This is a genomic window from Bradyrhizobium sp. AT1 (assembly GCF_001590795.1).
Classification (GTDB): domain Bacteria; phylum Pseudomonadota; class Alphaproteobacteria; order Rhizobiales; family Xanthobacteraceae; genus Bradyrhizobium.
Window position 1 is genome coordinate 1,919,926 of the sequence record NZ_JXDL01000001.1, and the last position, 15,373, is coordinate 1,935,298.

14 protein-coding genes are annotated in these 15,373 nt (G+C 63.3%); 3 read left to right on the plus strand and 11 right to left on the minus strand.

The window, feature by feature from the left end; translation table 11 throughout:
• The 9 genes from SE92_RS36565 to SE92_RS09370 all read right to left on the minus strand — a co-directional run.
• A partial coding sequence (locus SE92_RS36565) for an autotransporter outer membrane beta-barrel domain-containing protein (RefSeq protein WP_502686755.1) occupies positions 1-1,650 on the minus strand: 1,650 nt, incomplete at its 3' end.
• Positions 1,651-1,871: 221 nt separating this feature from the next.
• On the minus strand, positions 1,872-2,120 hold the full coding sequence (locus SE92_RS09335) for a DUF6894 family protein (RefSeq protein WP_063195435.1): 249 nt from the start codon (positions 2,118-2,120) through the stop codon (positions 1,872-1,874).
• Between the two features lie 79 nt (positions 2,121-2,199).
• Positions 2,200-3,165, minus strand: coding sequence for a helix-turn-helix transcriptional regulator (locus tag SE92_RS09340; RefSeq protein WP_198172916.1), 966 nt, complete (start codon positions 3,163-3,165; stop codon positions 2,200-2,202).
• A 236-nt stretch (positions 3,166-3,401) separates the two neighbouring features.
• The gene (locus SE92_RS09345) at positions 3,402-4,541 is read right to left on the minus strand and encodes a helix-turn-helix transcriptional regulator (protein ID WP_063195437.1); all 1,140 of its coding nucleotides are present in this window, start codon (positions 4,539-4,541) and stop codon (positions 3,402-3,404) included.
• A 299-nt stretch (positions 4,542-4,840) separates the two neighbouring features.
• Entirely contained in the window at positions 4,841-5,338 is a 498-nt protein-coding gene (locus SE92_RS09350; protein ID WP_063195438.1) for a hypothetical protein, read from the minus strand.
• A 427-nt stretch (positions 5,339-5,765) separates the two neighbouring features.
• The gene (locus SE92_RS09355) at positions 5,766-6,188 is read right to left on the minus strand and encodes a hypothetical protein (protein ID WP_063195439.1); all 423 of its coding nucleotides are present in this window, start codon (positions 6,186-6,188) and stop codon (positions 5,766-5,768) included.
• Between the two features lie 12 nt (positions 6,189-6,200).
• Positions 6,201-6,422: a hypothetical protein gene (locus SE92_RS09360; protein WP_018319783.1), complete on the minus strand. Its 222-nt coding sequence runs from the start codon at positions 6,420-6,422 to the stop codon at positions 6,201-6,203.
• Between the two features lie 126 nt (positions 6,423-6,548).
• A complete protein-coding gene (locus SE92_RS09365) occupies positions 6,549-7,367 on the minus strand; it encodes a lytic murein transglycosylase (protein ID WP_063195440.1) in 819 nt (272 codons plus the stop codon).
• Between the two features lie 35 nt (positions 7,368-7,402).
• Positions 7,403-9,256, minus strand: coding sequence for a flavin-containing monooxygenase (locus tag SE92_RS09370; protein ID WP_063195441.1), 1,854 nt, complete (start codon positions 9,254-9,256; stop codon positions 7,403-7,405).
• 177 nt (positions 9,257-9,433) lie between these two features.
• On the opposite strand from SE92_RS09370, the gene SE92_RS09375 reads away from it, so the two are divergent.
• The 3 genes from SE92_RS09375 (at position 9,434) to SE92_RS09385 (ending at position 13,676) form a co-directional block, all read left to right on the plus strand.
• A complete protein-coding gene (locus SE92_RS09375) occupies positions 9,434-11,059 on the plus strand; it encodes a long-chain fatty acid--CoA ligase (RefSeq protein WP_063203420.1) in 1,626 nt (541 codons plus the stop codon).
• Between the two features lie 211 nt (positions 11,060-11,270).
• Positions 11,271-12,380, plus strand: a complete 1,110-nt coding sequence (locus SE92_RS09380) for a glycoside hydrolase family 172 protein (protein ID WP_063203421.1) — start codon at positions 11,271-11,273, stop codon at positions 12,378-12,380.
• Positions 12,381-12,464: 84 nt separating this feature from the next.
• The gene (locus tag SE92_RS09385; protein ID WP_063195442.1) at positions 12,465-13,676 is read left to right on the plus strand and encodes an acyl-CoA dehydrogenase family protein; all 1,212 of its coding nucleotides are present in this window, start codon (positions 12,465-12,467) and stop codon (positions 13,674-13,676) included.
• Between the two features lie 199 nt (positions 13,677-13,875).
• On the opposite strand, the gene SE92_RS09390 is transcribed toward SE92_RS09385, so the two are convergent.
• Both SE92_RS09390 and SE92_RS09395 read right to left on the minus strand, forming a co-directional pair.
• Entirely contained in the window at positions 13,876-14,784 is a 909-nt protein-coding gene (locus SE92_RS09390; protein WP_063195443.1) for an amino acid ABC transporter substrate-binding protein, read from the minus strand.
• A 132-nt stretch (positions 14,785-14,916) separates the two neighbouring features.
• On the minus strand, positions 14,917-15,336 hold the full coding sequence (locus tag SE92_RS09395) for a nuclear transport factor 2 family protein (RefSeq protein ID WP_063195444.1): 420 nt from the start codon (positions 15,334-15,336) through the stop codon (positions 14,917-14,919).
• Positions 15,337-15,373 lie beyond the last annotated feature (37 nt).

A 15,373-nucleotide genomic window follows, 5' to 3' on the forward strand; every position in this document is an offset into this window, starting at 1 on the left:
GGCGCCGACCAGCCAGTCCGGCCGCACCTTGCGATCGATGCCGATCGCACCGCCCCATGCGGTCGAGGTCGCCCGCAATGTCGACGTGGTCTCGTCCTGGACGCGCTGGCCGCCAAAGCTGTTGGCCCAGACCGTGATCGGCGCGGGATCGGTCCAGAGGCTGTGCGGTGCCTTGGTGAAGGGACCGGCCTGCGCCGTTTCCGCCGCGTAGGCCATCGCCATCATGTTGCTGCCGGCCTGCCCGGCGCCACCGTTCAGGCGACCCTGCACCAGCGAGGAGGCGCCGGCGGTGAAGTCCATCAGGGTGCGGTCGGTCTGCGCCAGCGCGGTCGGATCGAGGGTTGCGACGCTGGAGCCGGAGACGACTAACGGTCCGTTGAAGTTGCCGCCGGATGTGATCGTATTGATCGTGCCGTCGAAATTAACGAAAGTCGGAAGGTCGATGGTCATAAGCGATGATATCCGGCTGCTCGGGGCGAGATTGAGATTGACCACGTCGTTGCCGAAGCCGAAATCGACCGCGCCGTTGATCTTCGAGCCCGGCAGCAGCGTCAGCGTGTCGGCCGCGCTCGACAACTTGATCGCCTTGCCTTCGGTGCCGGTAATCGTGCCGGAGTTGGTGATGGTCGCGGTATCCAGCGCCCGGATGCCGATTGGGCCCACGATTGATCCGGTGTTGACGATCGTTGTCTGGCGACCCTCAATTGCAAAGCCGTTTGCGGCGAAGGACGCGATCTTTCCCTCGTTTGTAACCGTCACGGTCCGGCCCTTGACGCCTCCCAGATCCGCCTGGATCAGTCCGGTATTGTTCAGGTTGACGATGTCGGCATCGATCGCACGGCTGTTGCTGGCAAGTCCGACGATCTGCCCGGCATTCGAACCAGTGAGCGCCCTGACGGATATCACGCTGCCGTTCGGATCAATTTGATTGATCCGCCCCGTTCGGTCGTTCACCAGATTGATTATGTCGGCCGTGATCGCAAAGCGACCACCGGTAATTGTGCCCGTGTTGCTCAGGAGGTTCAGGTTGGTGCGGGCCAAAATCGCCGTTCCGCCTGAAGCGGCTTCTATCCTTCCGGAATTCGTCACAGCGATCGTTCCGACGCTGCTGACGGCAATTGCGGCTCCCTCGATGGCGCCTGAGTTGAAGACCTCGTTCCGCTCAGAGATTCTCGCATCGACCGCAGTTCCATTGATCCCTGATGCCGTAATGGAGCCCTCATTCCGGACATGCAGCTCAGATCCCAAGACGGCACTGGCATTGTCTCTGGTGGCAGAGATGATCGAGGACGTCCCGATGTTGTTGACGATGCCAGTGCGATTCGCCTCGACCCCAAAGTCGCCACCCGTGACGGTGCCGGAATTGTTGACTGTACCGGTGTCGAATACCAGACCGACGTCCGTTCCGGTCAGCGTCGCGCCGGGTCCGACCACGTAGGTGTTGCCGACGTCGACAAGCGTGCCGTAGCCGCTGGTGCCGTTTGAATCCGTCGTCGTCCCTGTGCAGCTCACCGTCGCGTTGTTGACGGGGGAAGCCGGCGAACAAGCGGCTTCCGCCCGCTTGATCACCAACCAGGGCGCCAGCAGCAGCGCGGATGCAGAAATTCGCAAAAGCCGATCATTGACGGTCGTTAGACGCTTACGTTGCATGGCTATTCCCCGGTCGATGCCTTCACCGCCAGGGGCGTGCAGGCGTTCGCCACCGCCCCCCTCCGCTCGGATGAGGCCGGTCGCCGCGAACTGGATTCGCGTATCCCAAGGTAGTAATGTCAGCGAGGTTCGACTTGGACGAATACGACGGAGCTCGGCTCAAAACGAACCGATGCGGTTTGGCCAAGAACTGATGCAGATGTACGACACATCCGAAAGAACTACGCCTGATCCCAGCCGACCTTCTCGGCATTCTCCGACCAGACCGGGGCGCGATAGATCTCGTTTCCGCCGGCGTCCCTGACGCGGATCCAGGCATCGCGATCGCGCAAATCATCGCGCCAGACGAACAGATGCCTCGCCATCTCGTCGGCGACGACGAACGTTGCGTTGGGTTGCTCGAAGATCATGCCGCCCGGATCGATCTTCACGAGATTGCCGACCAACAGGTCGAAGAAAAAGCGACGCATGCAACACTCCAACTGCAGACAGCGCGCGCTCGCGCCGTCCCTTAAATCGACATCTGACTTGAAGGTCAGGCGGACGCGGTCACGCCACCTCGCCGCTCCTGACGTCGCTCGGCGTCGCGTTATAGGTCCGCCGGAAGCAGCGGTTGAAATAAGAGAGATCGCCAAAGCCGACGTCGTAGGCGATCGAGCTCACCGTTCGCTCGGCAAATCCGGGCTCTCGCAGCATGCGATGGGCGCGCTTGACGCGTTGTTCGGTCAAGAAGGAGGAGAAGGTCTTGCCGTCCGCTTCGAACAGGCGCTGGAGATAGCGCGGCGTCACGCCGAGTTCCTGGGCGACCGTCGCCACAGAGAGGTCCTGCCGCCAGCAATTGTTGGCAATGGAGACCTTCGCCTTCTGGAGCCGGGCCGCCTTGACGCCGCGCCGTCCGGCCAGCTCTCGTGTCTCGCCGGTCGCACCGAGGACGAGCGCCAGCAGATCATGCAAATGCCCGACCCCGAGCTGCCGCAGCTCGGGCGTGGCGAATGCCTTCTCCCGCACCAACGTCGCCGCATAGTCGACCAGCAACCTGACTCCGGCGGAACCCTCCGGCATGACGCGCATCACGGCATCGTCGACGTCCACGATCATCGGCGCCAGCACGCGCCTCGGCACACGCAGCGAGAAGCAGCTGCCCAGTGACAACCGCTCGAACGTCGTGACGTCCTCCGCGCTGGTCAGGACCGCCTCTCCTGCGTGGAGCCTCAGATCGTGCCCTCGCTCGGATATCCCTAGAACGCCGGACCGGTTCACGATCAGCGCGAGACTGTCGTCACCGTCGGCAACCAGGTGCTTGGTGCGAATGACCCGAGCTCCGCACAATCCCCCGATCAACAACTGGGCTTCCGGCAGCACGTGGGAGGTGAAGCTCGCCGCGGTCGGCTTTCCTTCCTTCGCCTCGACCTCTGCCTTCAACACCCCGCGACAATAGAAATCGCGAAGCATCGGGATGCGCTCGCCTTCGGGAATGTCGTTCGTTGAAACATTGAGAACGGAAAAATCAACCATGCTGCTCACTGCAATCTCTCCAACCGACGAGCAGGCCGGCCATGCGCTGTCGTTTCCTCATACGCGCGCTCGATGCCGTCACGGCATCTCCGTGCCCGTACGCTGCTCTTCTTTTCAGAAGCGCGATATACGAAAGTCTGAAATGACTCGCGTCCTGCGTTCGGAGGACCCACGAGTCCGGCTCATCACAATGCATTGAGAGCGCGACGCGTAACGTCGATGCAGTTGAAAACGTACTACGTCGCCCGGTCGTCGGCACTCGTTCGCAGAGCGAACGGCACGGCAAAGCCGGCGGCGATCTTCACCAGATCGGCCTGCCTGCCAGCACCCGTTTTCTCGAACAAGCGGCCGAGATGCGTCTTCACCGTCGTCTCGGCAATGCCGAGTTTCGCAGCAATGTCGGGAACGCCGCCGATCTCGATGATGGCCATCAGCACGCGCAATTCGGACGGCGTCAGCCTGAACGCCGCTGCGATCGCATCGGCTGCGAGCAACGGCAGCATGGAGGCTCTTTGGACGAAGAGCATCGTGGCCGCGATGTCCCGCGACGGACTACGATCCCGCTTCAGCGGAAAAGCATGAAGCAGATAATGCTGCCCATCAGCCGACGTCGCAAGCTCGATCCGACGACGAGCGCCTCCTTCTATTTCGCAAAGGCCGCGGAATATCTTGTCGGTCTGGGTGTTTCGGGCGACGATCCGGTCGCCGACCATCGCAAGCAGATTGGCATCGGCGAACAACTGGCGGCAGGCGGCGTTGGCATGGACGACCCGGCCGTCCGCGTCGAGCAGGCAGATCGCCGTGTTCAATCCATCGAGGACGTCGGCCAGGTCGTCCACCGTATGGGAGCGGGCCCTGATCTGGCGGCCCATGATCTGCGACCGCTGGATATGCGGAGCAAGCAGTCGCATGCGCTCCCGCATCGCTTCGTCCACGGTTCCGCGGGAGCGGTGGCGTAACACCTGCAGGATCGTGGTGCGGGCAGCCGTCTTCTCGAGCGCAATCGTCGCAAGGTCTGTCGCCCCTTGCGGTTCCAGCCACTCGCGATAGAAACTCGTCTCCAGAAAATCCGCATGGGGCATGATGTCGGTCACGCCGATCGCCAACTCGGATGCGAGAGTGAGGTGACGATCGAGCAGAGGATCGGCCTCCACGTACCGGTCGCGATAAAGCTGACGGAAGTGAGCGTCGGTTCCAAAATGCTGGTGAATCTCGATCGAAAGCCGCGCTGAATCCCTGGACAGGATCATTGCGGCGGAGCCGCCGACGAAATGCGTGATCTGTTCCAGTGCGGCGCCACGCAGTGCCGGATCGACCGCAGCGTCGTAGATCTCGCCGACGAGAGAGGAGAACCGATTTGCCTGGTGGATCGTCATCGGACGGGCGACGCAATCTGCACGTGGCCCGCGCGCGGCAAAGAATCCGCGATCCGGGAACCGGCGGAGAAGACGGGCCGGTCAATTGCCGCCTTCGACGAGGAAAAAACGTTGCAGCCAGATGCTGGAATATCGAACATCGTCCTTGCGTAACGTCAACCGCAGGGTGCGGCTTGGACGGTTTCGCCAAAGACTAGGATAAATGCGAACAGCGCGCGGACTGTGTGCGATGAGTCACGCGCCTGCTCGTTGCCACCGGCTTCATTGCCGTCAAGCCGCCGGCAGCCGGTGTCGGAAATCTATTTCCGGTTCTCCTCGCAGAACTTCAAAGCCGCCAGCGCTTCGCCGGCACGCGGCATCTGCATCTCGATGCTGTCGTCGTCATCATCCTCGAAATCGAGCGTGAGCCGCTTGGCCTTCGACAGGCGATCCATCATCGACTGATCGTATTCGAAGATGCCGCGCACGGTGGTCTTGTCCATGACCTCCCATTTGGCCTTCTTCATGATGTCCGCATCGTCGGTGCCGACATCGGCCCGAAGGATCTCGCCGACCTTCTCCCATTCCCAGCCATCGTAGATCATCACGATCACGATCGCCTTCTCGGAATAGGTGATCACGATGACGTAGTCGCGGTTCTCGTCATCCTTGTCCTTGTAGCCGCGGCTCGCATTGCAGTGCGTATCCTGCGACCGCTTTTCGATGGTCCAGTCGCCGACCTTGGATTGTTGCGCAAGCGCGGGCCCGGCGACGAGGACACCCGCGGCCAACAAAATGGCGAGAAGAAATGGTCTCATGTCAGCCTCCAGCGCGTTCCCCGCGCTGAGATGACCACCTCTGCGTGAGACCCGCAAGGGGCCGGCCCCGTCTGCCAAACCCGCCAGGTCCGATCCCGCCGCGGCATTTTGGCGGGCCCCGCAGCGCACAAACCGCCCCGGGTTCCCCGCGAAACCGCATTCCCGATGCGACGAAACACGCCTGAAACAGATCCCCGTCTAAGTGGTTGTCAAAACAAATACAGGGACGGCCACCATGCAATTCCTCCTCGAGCTGATTTACGAATATTCCTGCTGCCAGAACCTCGTCGCCCAACCAGCGCAGGAGGATGAGCTATGATCGAGCTGATCTCCGCCCTGCTCGCCCTTTGCAGCGTCGGCGTCTTCGCGGCGCATGCGCTGGATGCCTACCGCACGACGCACTACTGACCGTCGGCCATTTCCGGCGCTAGAACGGCCGTCGGTAAAAGTGCTCGGAATGCGTTGCCGGCGGAAACCGGTTGGCGAGCGCGATCGCGCCCCGCTCGTCCGTCTCGAGCGCGATCTTCTGCGCCAGCATCACGTCGCCCGGCACCAGGAATCCTGACGGGACGAAGCACCACCCCATGATCGCCCGGCCGTCACCGTCGATCTCGTGGACGTTGGCGGCGGTGCCGTAATGAATGCGATAGGTCTTGCCGGTATCGCATCCGACGACGTCGAAATACCGGTGCTCGTCGAATTGCGCGCGCTGTGCGGGCGAGAGCCATTCGGCAAGCAACCGGCGGCCGCGGGCATCCGGCGTATTCTCGCCGAAGAACCGCCGATAAAGTTCGCGCAGCGCATGCAGACGGGCACGCGCCGGCGCGCGGAGCCAAACCGCCGCGAACATGAGCAGCTCAGATCAACCGCCGACCAGGCGGGGATAGAACAGCGTTTCCTGCGCGGTCGGGTCGAACGATCTGATACGAGTGACTTCGCCAGGTCCGTTTCGAAGGGCGGCGGTGAAGCCGGCGCCCGTCAGCTCCCGAAAGCGCCGTTCGGCCCGCGCCAGCGCTTCGGCATTGCCAGGATCAAACTCGTGGCGCGTATCGCCAGTCTGGTCCATCACGATCTGGGTTGCCATGTTGAGGTCTCCTCATGCCCAGCCCTGAATCTGATCAAAGCAAACGTCGTGCCGTCTGTTCCAGTTGGCAACAACTTTCTCGTGCCGGCGCATCACGCCTTGCTGAACTGGGCCTCGCTGAACTGGTCAGCGCGAAGCTGCCGCCCCTCCGCCCTCGTCGATCTGCCGGCCCATCAGCGCGATCGCCTTCTGATAGACTCCTGCGGCATTCCAGGCCTCGATGGCGGCGAAATTCGGCTCGCCCGGCTGGTATCCGGCTCCCGCGCGCCAGCCATGGGCTTTCAGGAAATTGGCCGTCGAGTTCAGCGCATTGGCGGCCACTTCGAGGTTGCCGGTGCCATAGGCCAGGATGTTCTTGGGCATGAACTGGGTCTGGCCGACCTCGCCGTGCATCGAGCCGCGGGTCGATCCCGACAGCGTGCCGCGGTCGATCAGCTTCAGCGCGGCGTAGAGCTGGTCGGTGAAGAATTCGGGCCGGCGGCAGTCATAGGCAAGGGTTGCGATCGACGACAGCATGTTCTGGTTGCCGCGCTGGCTGCCGAAGCCGGTCTCCATGCCCCAGATCGCGATCAGCGGTCCGGGCGGGACGCCATAGCGCTGCTGGATCGAGGCGAACAAGGCGGCCTGCGACTGCTTGAGCTGCCGCCCCTTGGCGACGATGGTGGTGGCGCCGCGCTTGGCGAGGAACTGGTCGAGCGTCAGCTGGAAGCTGCGCTGGCCGCGATCGGCCGCGATGGTGGCGCTGGCATAGTTGGTCTGCATCAAGGCTGAAAGCGCGGTCTGGCCGATGCCCTTGCCTTGGGCCTCCGCGCTGAATTCGCGCTTCCAGGCCTCGAAGCCGCCGGGCCCGTTGCCGCAGGTGGCGGCCTCGGCGGTGGGCACGAGGCAACCGGCCAGCGCCATCGCGCCGACAACCACTCCTGCAACAACCCTGCCCCTGATCATACCCAATCTCCGTCCTGTCTCGATCTGGCGCGATCCTACCCGGGCGGGCGCGCCGACTCCATGGCCTGATCATAGGACAATTCGAGGCCTTCCAGATTGCCTTCCTTGCGCCATTTGTCGAGCAGCCGCAGGAATGCCACCGGCCCGCGCCAATATTGGCTGTTTCTCGCCGCGATCGGATCGAACACGCCTTCGTTGTTGTAGTAGCCGGGCGTGCATTCGGCGAGATAGGTCTGGCGGCCGATCGCGGCCTTGACGACCTCGTCGACCCAGGCGTTCTCGGCGGCAAGCGTCGGCTCCAGCGTTCTAGCGCCGCGCTTGCGCGCCTGGTCGATGACATAGGCGATGTGCTGCGACTGCTCGTCGATGATGTGCGGGAAGTTGGCGCTCTGGCCGGCCTGCACCGTGACGATCAGGAAGCAGTTCGGAAAGCCGCGGCTGTAGAAGCCATGCATGGTCTTGACGCCGCCCTGCCAGCGCTCTGACAGGCTCACGCCGTCGCGGCCATAGACCTCGAAGCCCATGCGGCGCGCATAGTCGGTGCCGACCTCGAAGCCGCTGGCGTAGATCAGACAGTCGAGTTCGTAAGCCTTGCCGCCGGCCACCACGGCGTTCTCAGTGATGCGCTCGACGCCCTGCCCCTGGGTGTCGACGAGATGCACGTTGGGACGGTTGAAAGTGTCGAGATATTCGTCGTGGAAGCACGGCCGCTTGCAGAATGCCTTGTACCAGGGCTTGAGCGCGTCCGCCGTCGCCTTGTCCTTGACGACCGCATCGACGCGGGCGCGGATCTCCTCCATCTTGCGGTAGTCGGCCTGCTCGATGACCTTCAGCGCTTCCGCCATCGAGGTCACCGGTTGTGGCTGGCGGCGCGGGGCCAGCAGGATCTCGCCGAGCAGGCCGGTCCAGCCGTCCTGCACCAGGTCCCGTTCGAACGGCTCGCCCGAGATCACGGCGGTGAAATTGTCCATGCGCTCGCGCTGCCAGCCAGGCTCGAGGCTCTGCGCCCAGCCCTGATCCGTCGGCCGATCGTCGCGCACGCCGATCGCCGATGGTGTGCGCTGGAAGACGTAGAGCTCCTTCGCCGCGCGGCCGAGATGCGGCACGCATTGCACGGCAGTGGCGCCGGTGCCGATGATGCCGACGCGCTTGTCGGCAAGCCCGGTCAGGCCGCCATCGGCGTTGCCGCCGGTGTAGCCGTAGTCCCAACGGCTGGTATGAAAGCTGTGGCCCTTGAAGGTCTCTATGCCGGGGATGCCCGGCAGCTTCGGCCGGCTGAGCGGACCTCCGGCGAGGATGACGAAGCGGGCAAGGATCCGGTCGCCCCGATCGGTCTCGACCAGCCAACGCGCCTCCCGCTCCTGCCACACCATCCGCGAGATGACCGTCTGAAACAGTGCGCGCTCGTAGAGACCGAAATGACGGCCGATGCGGCGGGAGTGCTCGTAGATCTCCGGCGCCCGGGCGTATTTGCGCACCGGCATGTAACCGGTCTCTTCAAGGAGTGGCAGGTAGATGTAGCTCTCGGTATCGCAGGCAGCTCCGGGATAACGATTCCAGTACCAGGTGCCGCCGAAGTCCGCCGCCTTTTCCAGGATGTGGAAATCGTCGATGCCGGCCTCGCGGAGGCGCGCCCCGCAGAGCAGCCCGCCAAAGCCGCCGCCGACGACCAGCACCTCGGTCTCTTCATGGATTGATGCGCGCGCAAATCCGGGGTCGGCCCAGGGGTCGTCGAGGTAGCGGCCGAAATCGCCCGTGACCTCGACATACTGAGCTTTGCCCTCGGCACGCAAACGGCGATCGCGCTCGTCGCGATAGCGCGCACGGAGTGCCGCAACATCGACCGTAGGTTCGCCGGCTGCACCGGTCTTGTGTCTTTCCGCTGACATGCGTTTCCTCCACGCAGAGCGCTGCTTCGCCGGCAGCTCACCGCAAATTAGCCCTGAAAAAGAGGCGCATGCAATCGCGCGCGATTTTTTTTCGCGTGAACGCCGCGCGACCTTCCGCTAACCTCCCGCGCAAATCACAAGCGTACGCTGCGCAACGACGTGGCTCTGGAGGACACCATGCAGGGATTGATGATGGACATGCCGCTCTTGATCAGCGGCTTGATCCAATATGCCGCGGACTATCACGGCGAAGCCGAGATCGTCGCGCGCGAGATCGAGGGCGACATCCATCGCTACACCTATGCGGACGCTCATCCACGCATCAAGCGCATGGCGCTGGCGCTCAAGCGCCTCGGCATGAGGCAAGGCGACCGCGTCGGCACGCTCGCCTGGAATACGCACCGCCATTTCGAGATGTTCTACGCCGCCCCGGGCATGGGCTATGTGCTGCACACGATCAACCCGCGGCTGTTTCCCGAGCAGCTCGTCTACATCATCAACCACGCCGAAGACCGCCTGCTGTTCATCGACCGCGCCACACTGCCGATCGTCGAGGCGATCGCGCCGCAGTTGACGACGATCGAGGCTTTCGTCGTGATGTCCTCGCACGAGCGCATGCCAGAGACCAAGCTCGCCAACGTGCATTGTTATGAGGACCTGCTGGCACGCGAGAACGAAGCCGGCTTCGCCTGGCCGGAGTTCGACGAGAAATCCGCATCCACGATCTGCTACACCTCGGGCACAACAGGCAATCCCAAGGGCGTGATCTATTCGCATCGCGCCGCGATCCTGCAGACCATGACCTGCTGCAATTTCGACTTCCTGCCCGGACACGTCGAAGGCGTCCGCGAGGTGATGATGCCGATGGCGCCGCTGTTTCACGGCAATGGCTGGAACATGCCTTTCACCGCGCCCTATACCGGCTCCAAGCTGGTGCTGCCCGGCCGTAACTACGAACCCGACAAGCTCTATGAATTGCTCGAGGGCGAGAAGGTCACGCTCTCGGCGGGTGTACCGAGCTTCTGGCTGATCCTGCTCGACTGGCTGGGCCGCACCGGCAACAGATTCTCCACGCTGCGCGCGACGCTGTCGTCGGGCTCGGCCCCGCCGCGCGCGATGGTCGAGAAGCTGAAGCGCGAGTATGGCATCGACTACATCCAGGCCTGGGGCATGACCGAGGCCCTGGGCTGCTCGATGCCAGGCCTGCGGCCGGGCTCGGAGCACCTCGGCGAGAAGGAGAAATTCGACCGGCGTCAGGTCTCGGGCCGCGCCTGCTTCGGCACCGCCTTGCGCATCGTCGACGATGCCGGCAACGAGCTGCCCCGCGACGGCAAGACCGTCGGGCATCTGCGCGCCCGCGGCCCCTGGGTCGCCTCCGGCTACATGAAGTTAGAGGAAGGCCTCGATCGCGACGGCTGGCTGATCACCGGCGACATGGCGGTGATCGACAGCCAAGGCCACGTCACGCTGACCGACCGCTCCAAGGACGTGATCAAGTCCGGCGGCGAGTGGATCTCCTCGATCCAGCTCGAGGACGTCGCTCTGTCGCATCCTGACGTGCTGCAGGCTGCCGTGGTCGCGATCAACCACGAGAAATGGCAGGAGCGCCCCCTGCTCCTCGTCGTCCGCAAGAAAGGCGCGACCGTCGACGGCAAGACGCTGCTCGACCACATGCGCCCGAAGATCGCGAGCTGGTGGATGCCCGATGCCGTCGAATTCCTCGACGAATTCCCGATGACCGGCACCGGCAAGGTGCTGAAGTCGGCGCTGCGCGAGAAGTTCAGGGAATATCGCGTGGCGTGAGCCGCGCTCGACCGGACTCGTAGCCCGGATGGAGCGTAGCGTAATCCGGGGCCACATCGCCGACCGCCCGTCTGGGACCGACTCCCGGATTGCGCTTCGCTCCATCCGGGCTACGAAGGTGGAGACAGAGCTTTCTATACGCGATCACCTTCATCTTTTGTTGGATTTGGGAGCGATATATCCCGATATCGCTATCCGCATCGAGGACACCATGGCGTTTTCCGGATTGGGTCTGCATCTCGGCAATCTGTCGCGCTTGTCGAACGCGCAGACGCGCTCGATCAGCCCCGAAAACTTCACCGGCGAGAAGGGCCAAGGCGGCATGTCCGTCGACGGCCCCGCGGCCCGCCAGGCGCGTGATCTCGGCCGGGGCTGGAAAGTCTCTCCTTACGTCGTCATCGAACCGGGCGCGACCTTCACGCTTGCCGACATCGCGGGACAGGGCGCCATCCAGCAGATCTGGATGACCTTGGCGCGCGGGCGGCTGCGTCACTCCATCCTGCGCATTTATTGGGACGACCAGGAACTGCCGAGCGTCGAGTGCCCGGCCGGCGATTTCTTCGCCTGCGGATGGGAAGAGTTCGCGCAGGTGTCCTCGCTCGCCGTTTGCGTCAATCCCGGCCGCGCCTTCAACTGCTATTGGGAAATGCCGTTCCGCAAGCGCGCGCGCTTCACGCTGGAGAACCGCAGCGAGGAGCAGCTCACGGTCTACTATCAGATCAACTATGCGCTCACCGACGTGCCCGAGGATTGCGCCTATTTTCATGCGCAGTTCCGGCGCACCAACCCGCTGCCTTACAAGGAGGTCTACACCATCCTCGACGGTGTCAAGGGCGCCGGCCATTACGTCGGCACCTACATGGCCTGGGGCGTCCACAACAACGGCTGGTGGGGCGAAGGCGAGATCAAGTTCTTCATCGACGGCGACGGCGAATTCCCGACCATCTGCGGCACCGGCACCGAGGACTATTTTTGCGGTGCCTACAATTTCGATCCCCATGTCGCCCATGGCGGTCAGGGACAATCACGCTACCAGGAATTCAGCACGCCCTATTCCGGACTGCCGCAGGTGATCCGACCCGACGGCGTCTACAAATCGCAGCAACGCTTCGGCCTGTATCGCTGGCACATTCCCGATCCCATCCGCTTCCGCAGCGATCTGCGCGTGACGATCCAGGCGCTGGGCTGGATGCCCGGCGCGAAGGACGGCAAATATCTTCCGCTGCAGGACGACATCGCCTCCGTCGCGTTTTGGTACCAGACGCTGCCGACCGCGCCGTTCCCGACGCTGCCTGGACCCGACTATCTCGAAATCGGCTAGAGCATGATCCGGAAAAGTGCGAAGCGGTTTTCCGGAAAGATCATGCGCAAGCTTTAGTCAATCGATCGATCAAGGAGACCCAACATGCTCTATCCGATGTCGCCGAAAGTCGTCGAGCTCAAGCGCAGGCTCGAAAGCTTCATGGACCGGCACATCTATCCGAACGAGGAACGGTTTTATCGGGAGGCGGAGGAGCTCGGACCGTGGAAGGTCTATCCCGTCGTCGAGGAGTTGAAGCCGCTGGCGCGCGCGGAAGGCCTCTGGAATCTGTTCCTGCCGGAATCGAGCCACGGCGCCGGTCTCACCAATCTCGAATATGCCCCGCTCTGCGAGGTGATGGGCCGCTCGCATCTGGCGCCTGAGGTGTTCAACTGCTCGGCGCCCGACACCGGCAACATGGAGGTGCTGGAGCGATACGGCAGCGAGAAAGACAAGGAGCGCTGGCTGAAGCCGCTGCTCGCGGGCGAGATCCGCTCCTGCTTCGCCATGACGGAGCCTGCGGTCGCATCATCCGATGCGACCAACATCGAGAGCTCGATCGTGCGTGACGGCGACCATTACGTCATCAACGGCCGCAAATGGTACACGACCAACGCCACAGACCCGCGCTGCAAGATCTGCATCTTCATGGGCAAGACCGATCCTGACAATCCGGACCGCCACAAGCAGCAATCCATGATCCTGGTGCCGATGGAGACATCGGGCATCGAGGTGAAGCGGCCTCTGCCCGTGTTCGGCTTCTACGGCGTGCCGGACCGGGCCTCCGAGGTCGTCTTCACCAATGTGCGCGTGCCCAAGGAAAACATGCTGCTCGGCGAAGGCCGCGGCTTCGAGATCGCGCAGGGCCGCCTCGGGCCCGGCCGCATCCATCACTGCATGCGGCTGATTGGCCTTGCCGAACGCACGCTGGAGAAGATGTGTCGCCGCGTGCGCAGCCGCGTCGCCTTCGGCAAGCCGGTCTCCGAGCAGACGGTGACGCAGGAGCGCATCGCAGAGGCCCGCATCATGATCGAGCAGGCCCGGCTGCTGACGCTCAACGCCGCCTATGCCATGGACACGGTCGGCAACAAGGTGGCTAGGAGCGAGATCGCGATGATCAAGGTCGCGGTGCCCAACATGGCCTGCCAGATCATCGATTGGGCGATCCAGGCCCATGGCGGCGGCGGCACTTCGAACGATTTCGGCCTGACCCAGGCCTACGCCACCGCGCGCCTGCTGCGGCTCGCCGACGGCCCGGACGAAGTGCACCGCAACCAGATCGCGCGGTTTGAGCTGAAGAAATATTCGAACGCGTGAGGCGACGGTAGCGGCCTTCCCTTCTCCCCTTGTGGGAGAAGGTGGGCGCGAAGCGCCGGATGAGGGGTATCTATCCGCACGGAAAATGCCGAGAGAGACCCCTCACCCGGGCGTCTTTGTATCGACCAGCGGAGATGCCCTCTCCCACAAGGGGAGAGGGCGCAATAATGAGCAGCGCGATACTCTGCCGCCCCCGGCCTCAGTTCACCACATACACGTCCGGATCGGCACTCGAGCTCGGCTTCTTGAAGGCGTTGCGCAAGGCGGGCGACATCGGGACGTTGTAGTTGAGGCCGTTCGGCGGCGTCGGCGACTGCAGCCATTTCTTGTAGAGCACCTCGATCTCAGGGCTGGCGTAGAGCTCCGCCGTGGCACGATCGGCGAGCGCCTTGAAGGGCGCGTCCTCTCGGCGCAGCATGATGCCGTACGGCTCCGGCTTGGAGAACGCCTCCTCGCTGATCATGAAGGCCTGCGGCTCCTTGGAGCGCGCGATCGCGACCGCGAGCTGCACGTCATCGAGTGCGTAGGCCTGGGCGCGGTCGGTTTCAAGCAGCAGGAAGGCCTCGGCCTGGTCCTTCGCCGGCATCACATTGATGCCGAGATTGCGCTCCGTATTGACCTTGGCGAGCTGCGTCAGGTTGACCGAGCCGGCCACGGCCGTGACCGCCTTGCCCTTGAGATCGTCGATGGTGTTGATCTTTGCGGCCTTCTTGGCGGCAAACCGCGTCGCACTGAGGAAATGCGTGTTGGTGAAGGCGACCTGCTTCTGGCGGTCGGCGTTGTTCGTGGTCGCCGAGCAGTGCAGATCGAGCGTGCCATTGACCATCAGCGGGATCCGGTTCGACGAGGTCACGGCGAGCGTGTCGACGGCGATGTCGGGCATGCCCAGCTGCTTCTTCACGGCATCCACGATCTTGAGGCAGATGTCCATGGCGAAGCCGACGGGCTTCTGGTTGCCGTCGAGATAGCTGAACGGCACGGACGCTTCCTGATAGCCGAGCGTGATCTTCTTGGTCTCCTTGATCTTCTGGAGCGTACCCGTGAGATCCTCGGCCGAGGCGGCACTCGCAAGGCATGAGACGGCCAGAAAAATGGTAGGAAGACGCATCGGGGGCTCCTGAAGGGGACTCGCGCCGCCATGCCGGGCGCAAACGCGGAACTTGATAGCGCAGGCGCGCGCCAGCTGCCACACGTGCTTGCGCCTAGCAGCTATCGCAGCTTTCGATACGACGAGACGCGCTTACGCCTCGATGCCGCGCTGGACCAGGATGCGCTCGGCGCTGTCGTTCCAGACATCCATCTTGGTGATCTTGCCATTACGGACCACGAAGCGGTCGACATAACGGTTGCCCTCGAACGGCGTCCCGTCCTTCCACTCGCCGTAGAGCGTGCCGATGCTGTAGACCACGGTCTCGCCGTCGCCGGGGCAGACGTCGAACCGGTCCATCTTCTTCTTGACCCAGCGGTAGCGCTTGGCGTTGAAGGCGGTCGGGCCGCGTGGATGATCGAACGTGTTTCCGCCGGTGAAGGTGATCACCGTGCCCGGTGCCATATAGGCTGCGGCAGCATCGGGATCGGGGATCATCGATGCCGTGAGATAGGCCTCCACGATCGCGGCGTCGGACAAATGAGCAGCTTCGGTTCTGACGGCAACGGACATGGCTGGTTCTCCCGGGATTGATGGAATACTACCGCCA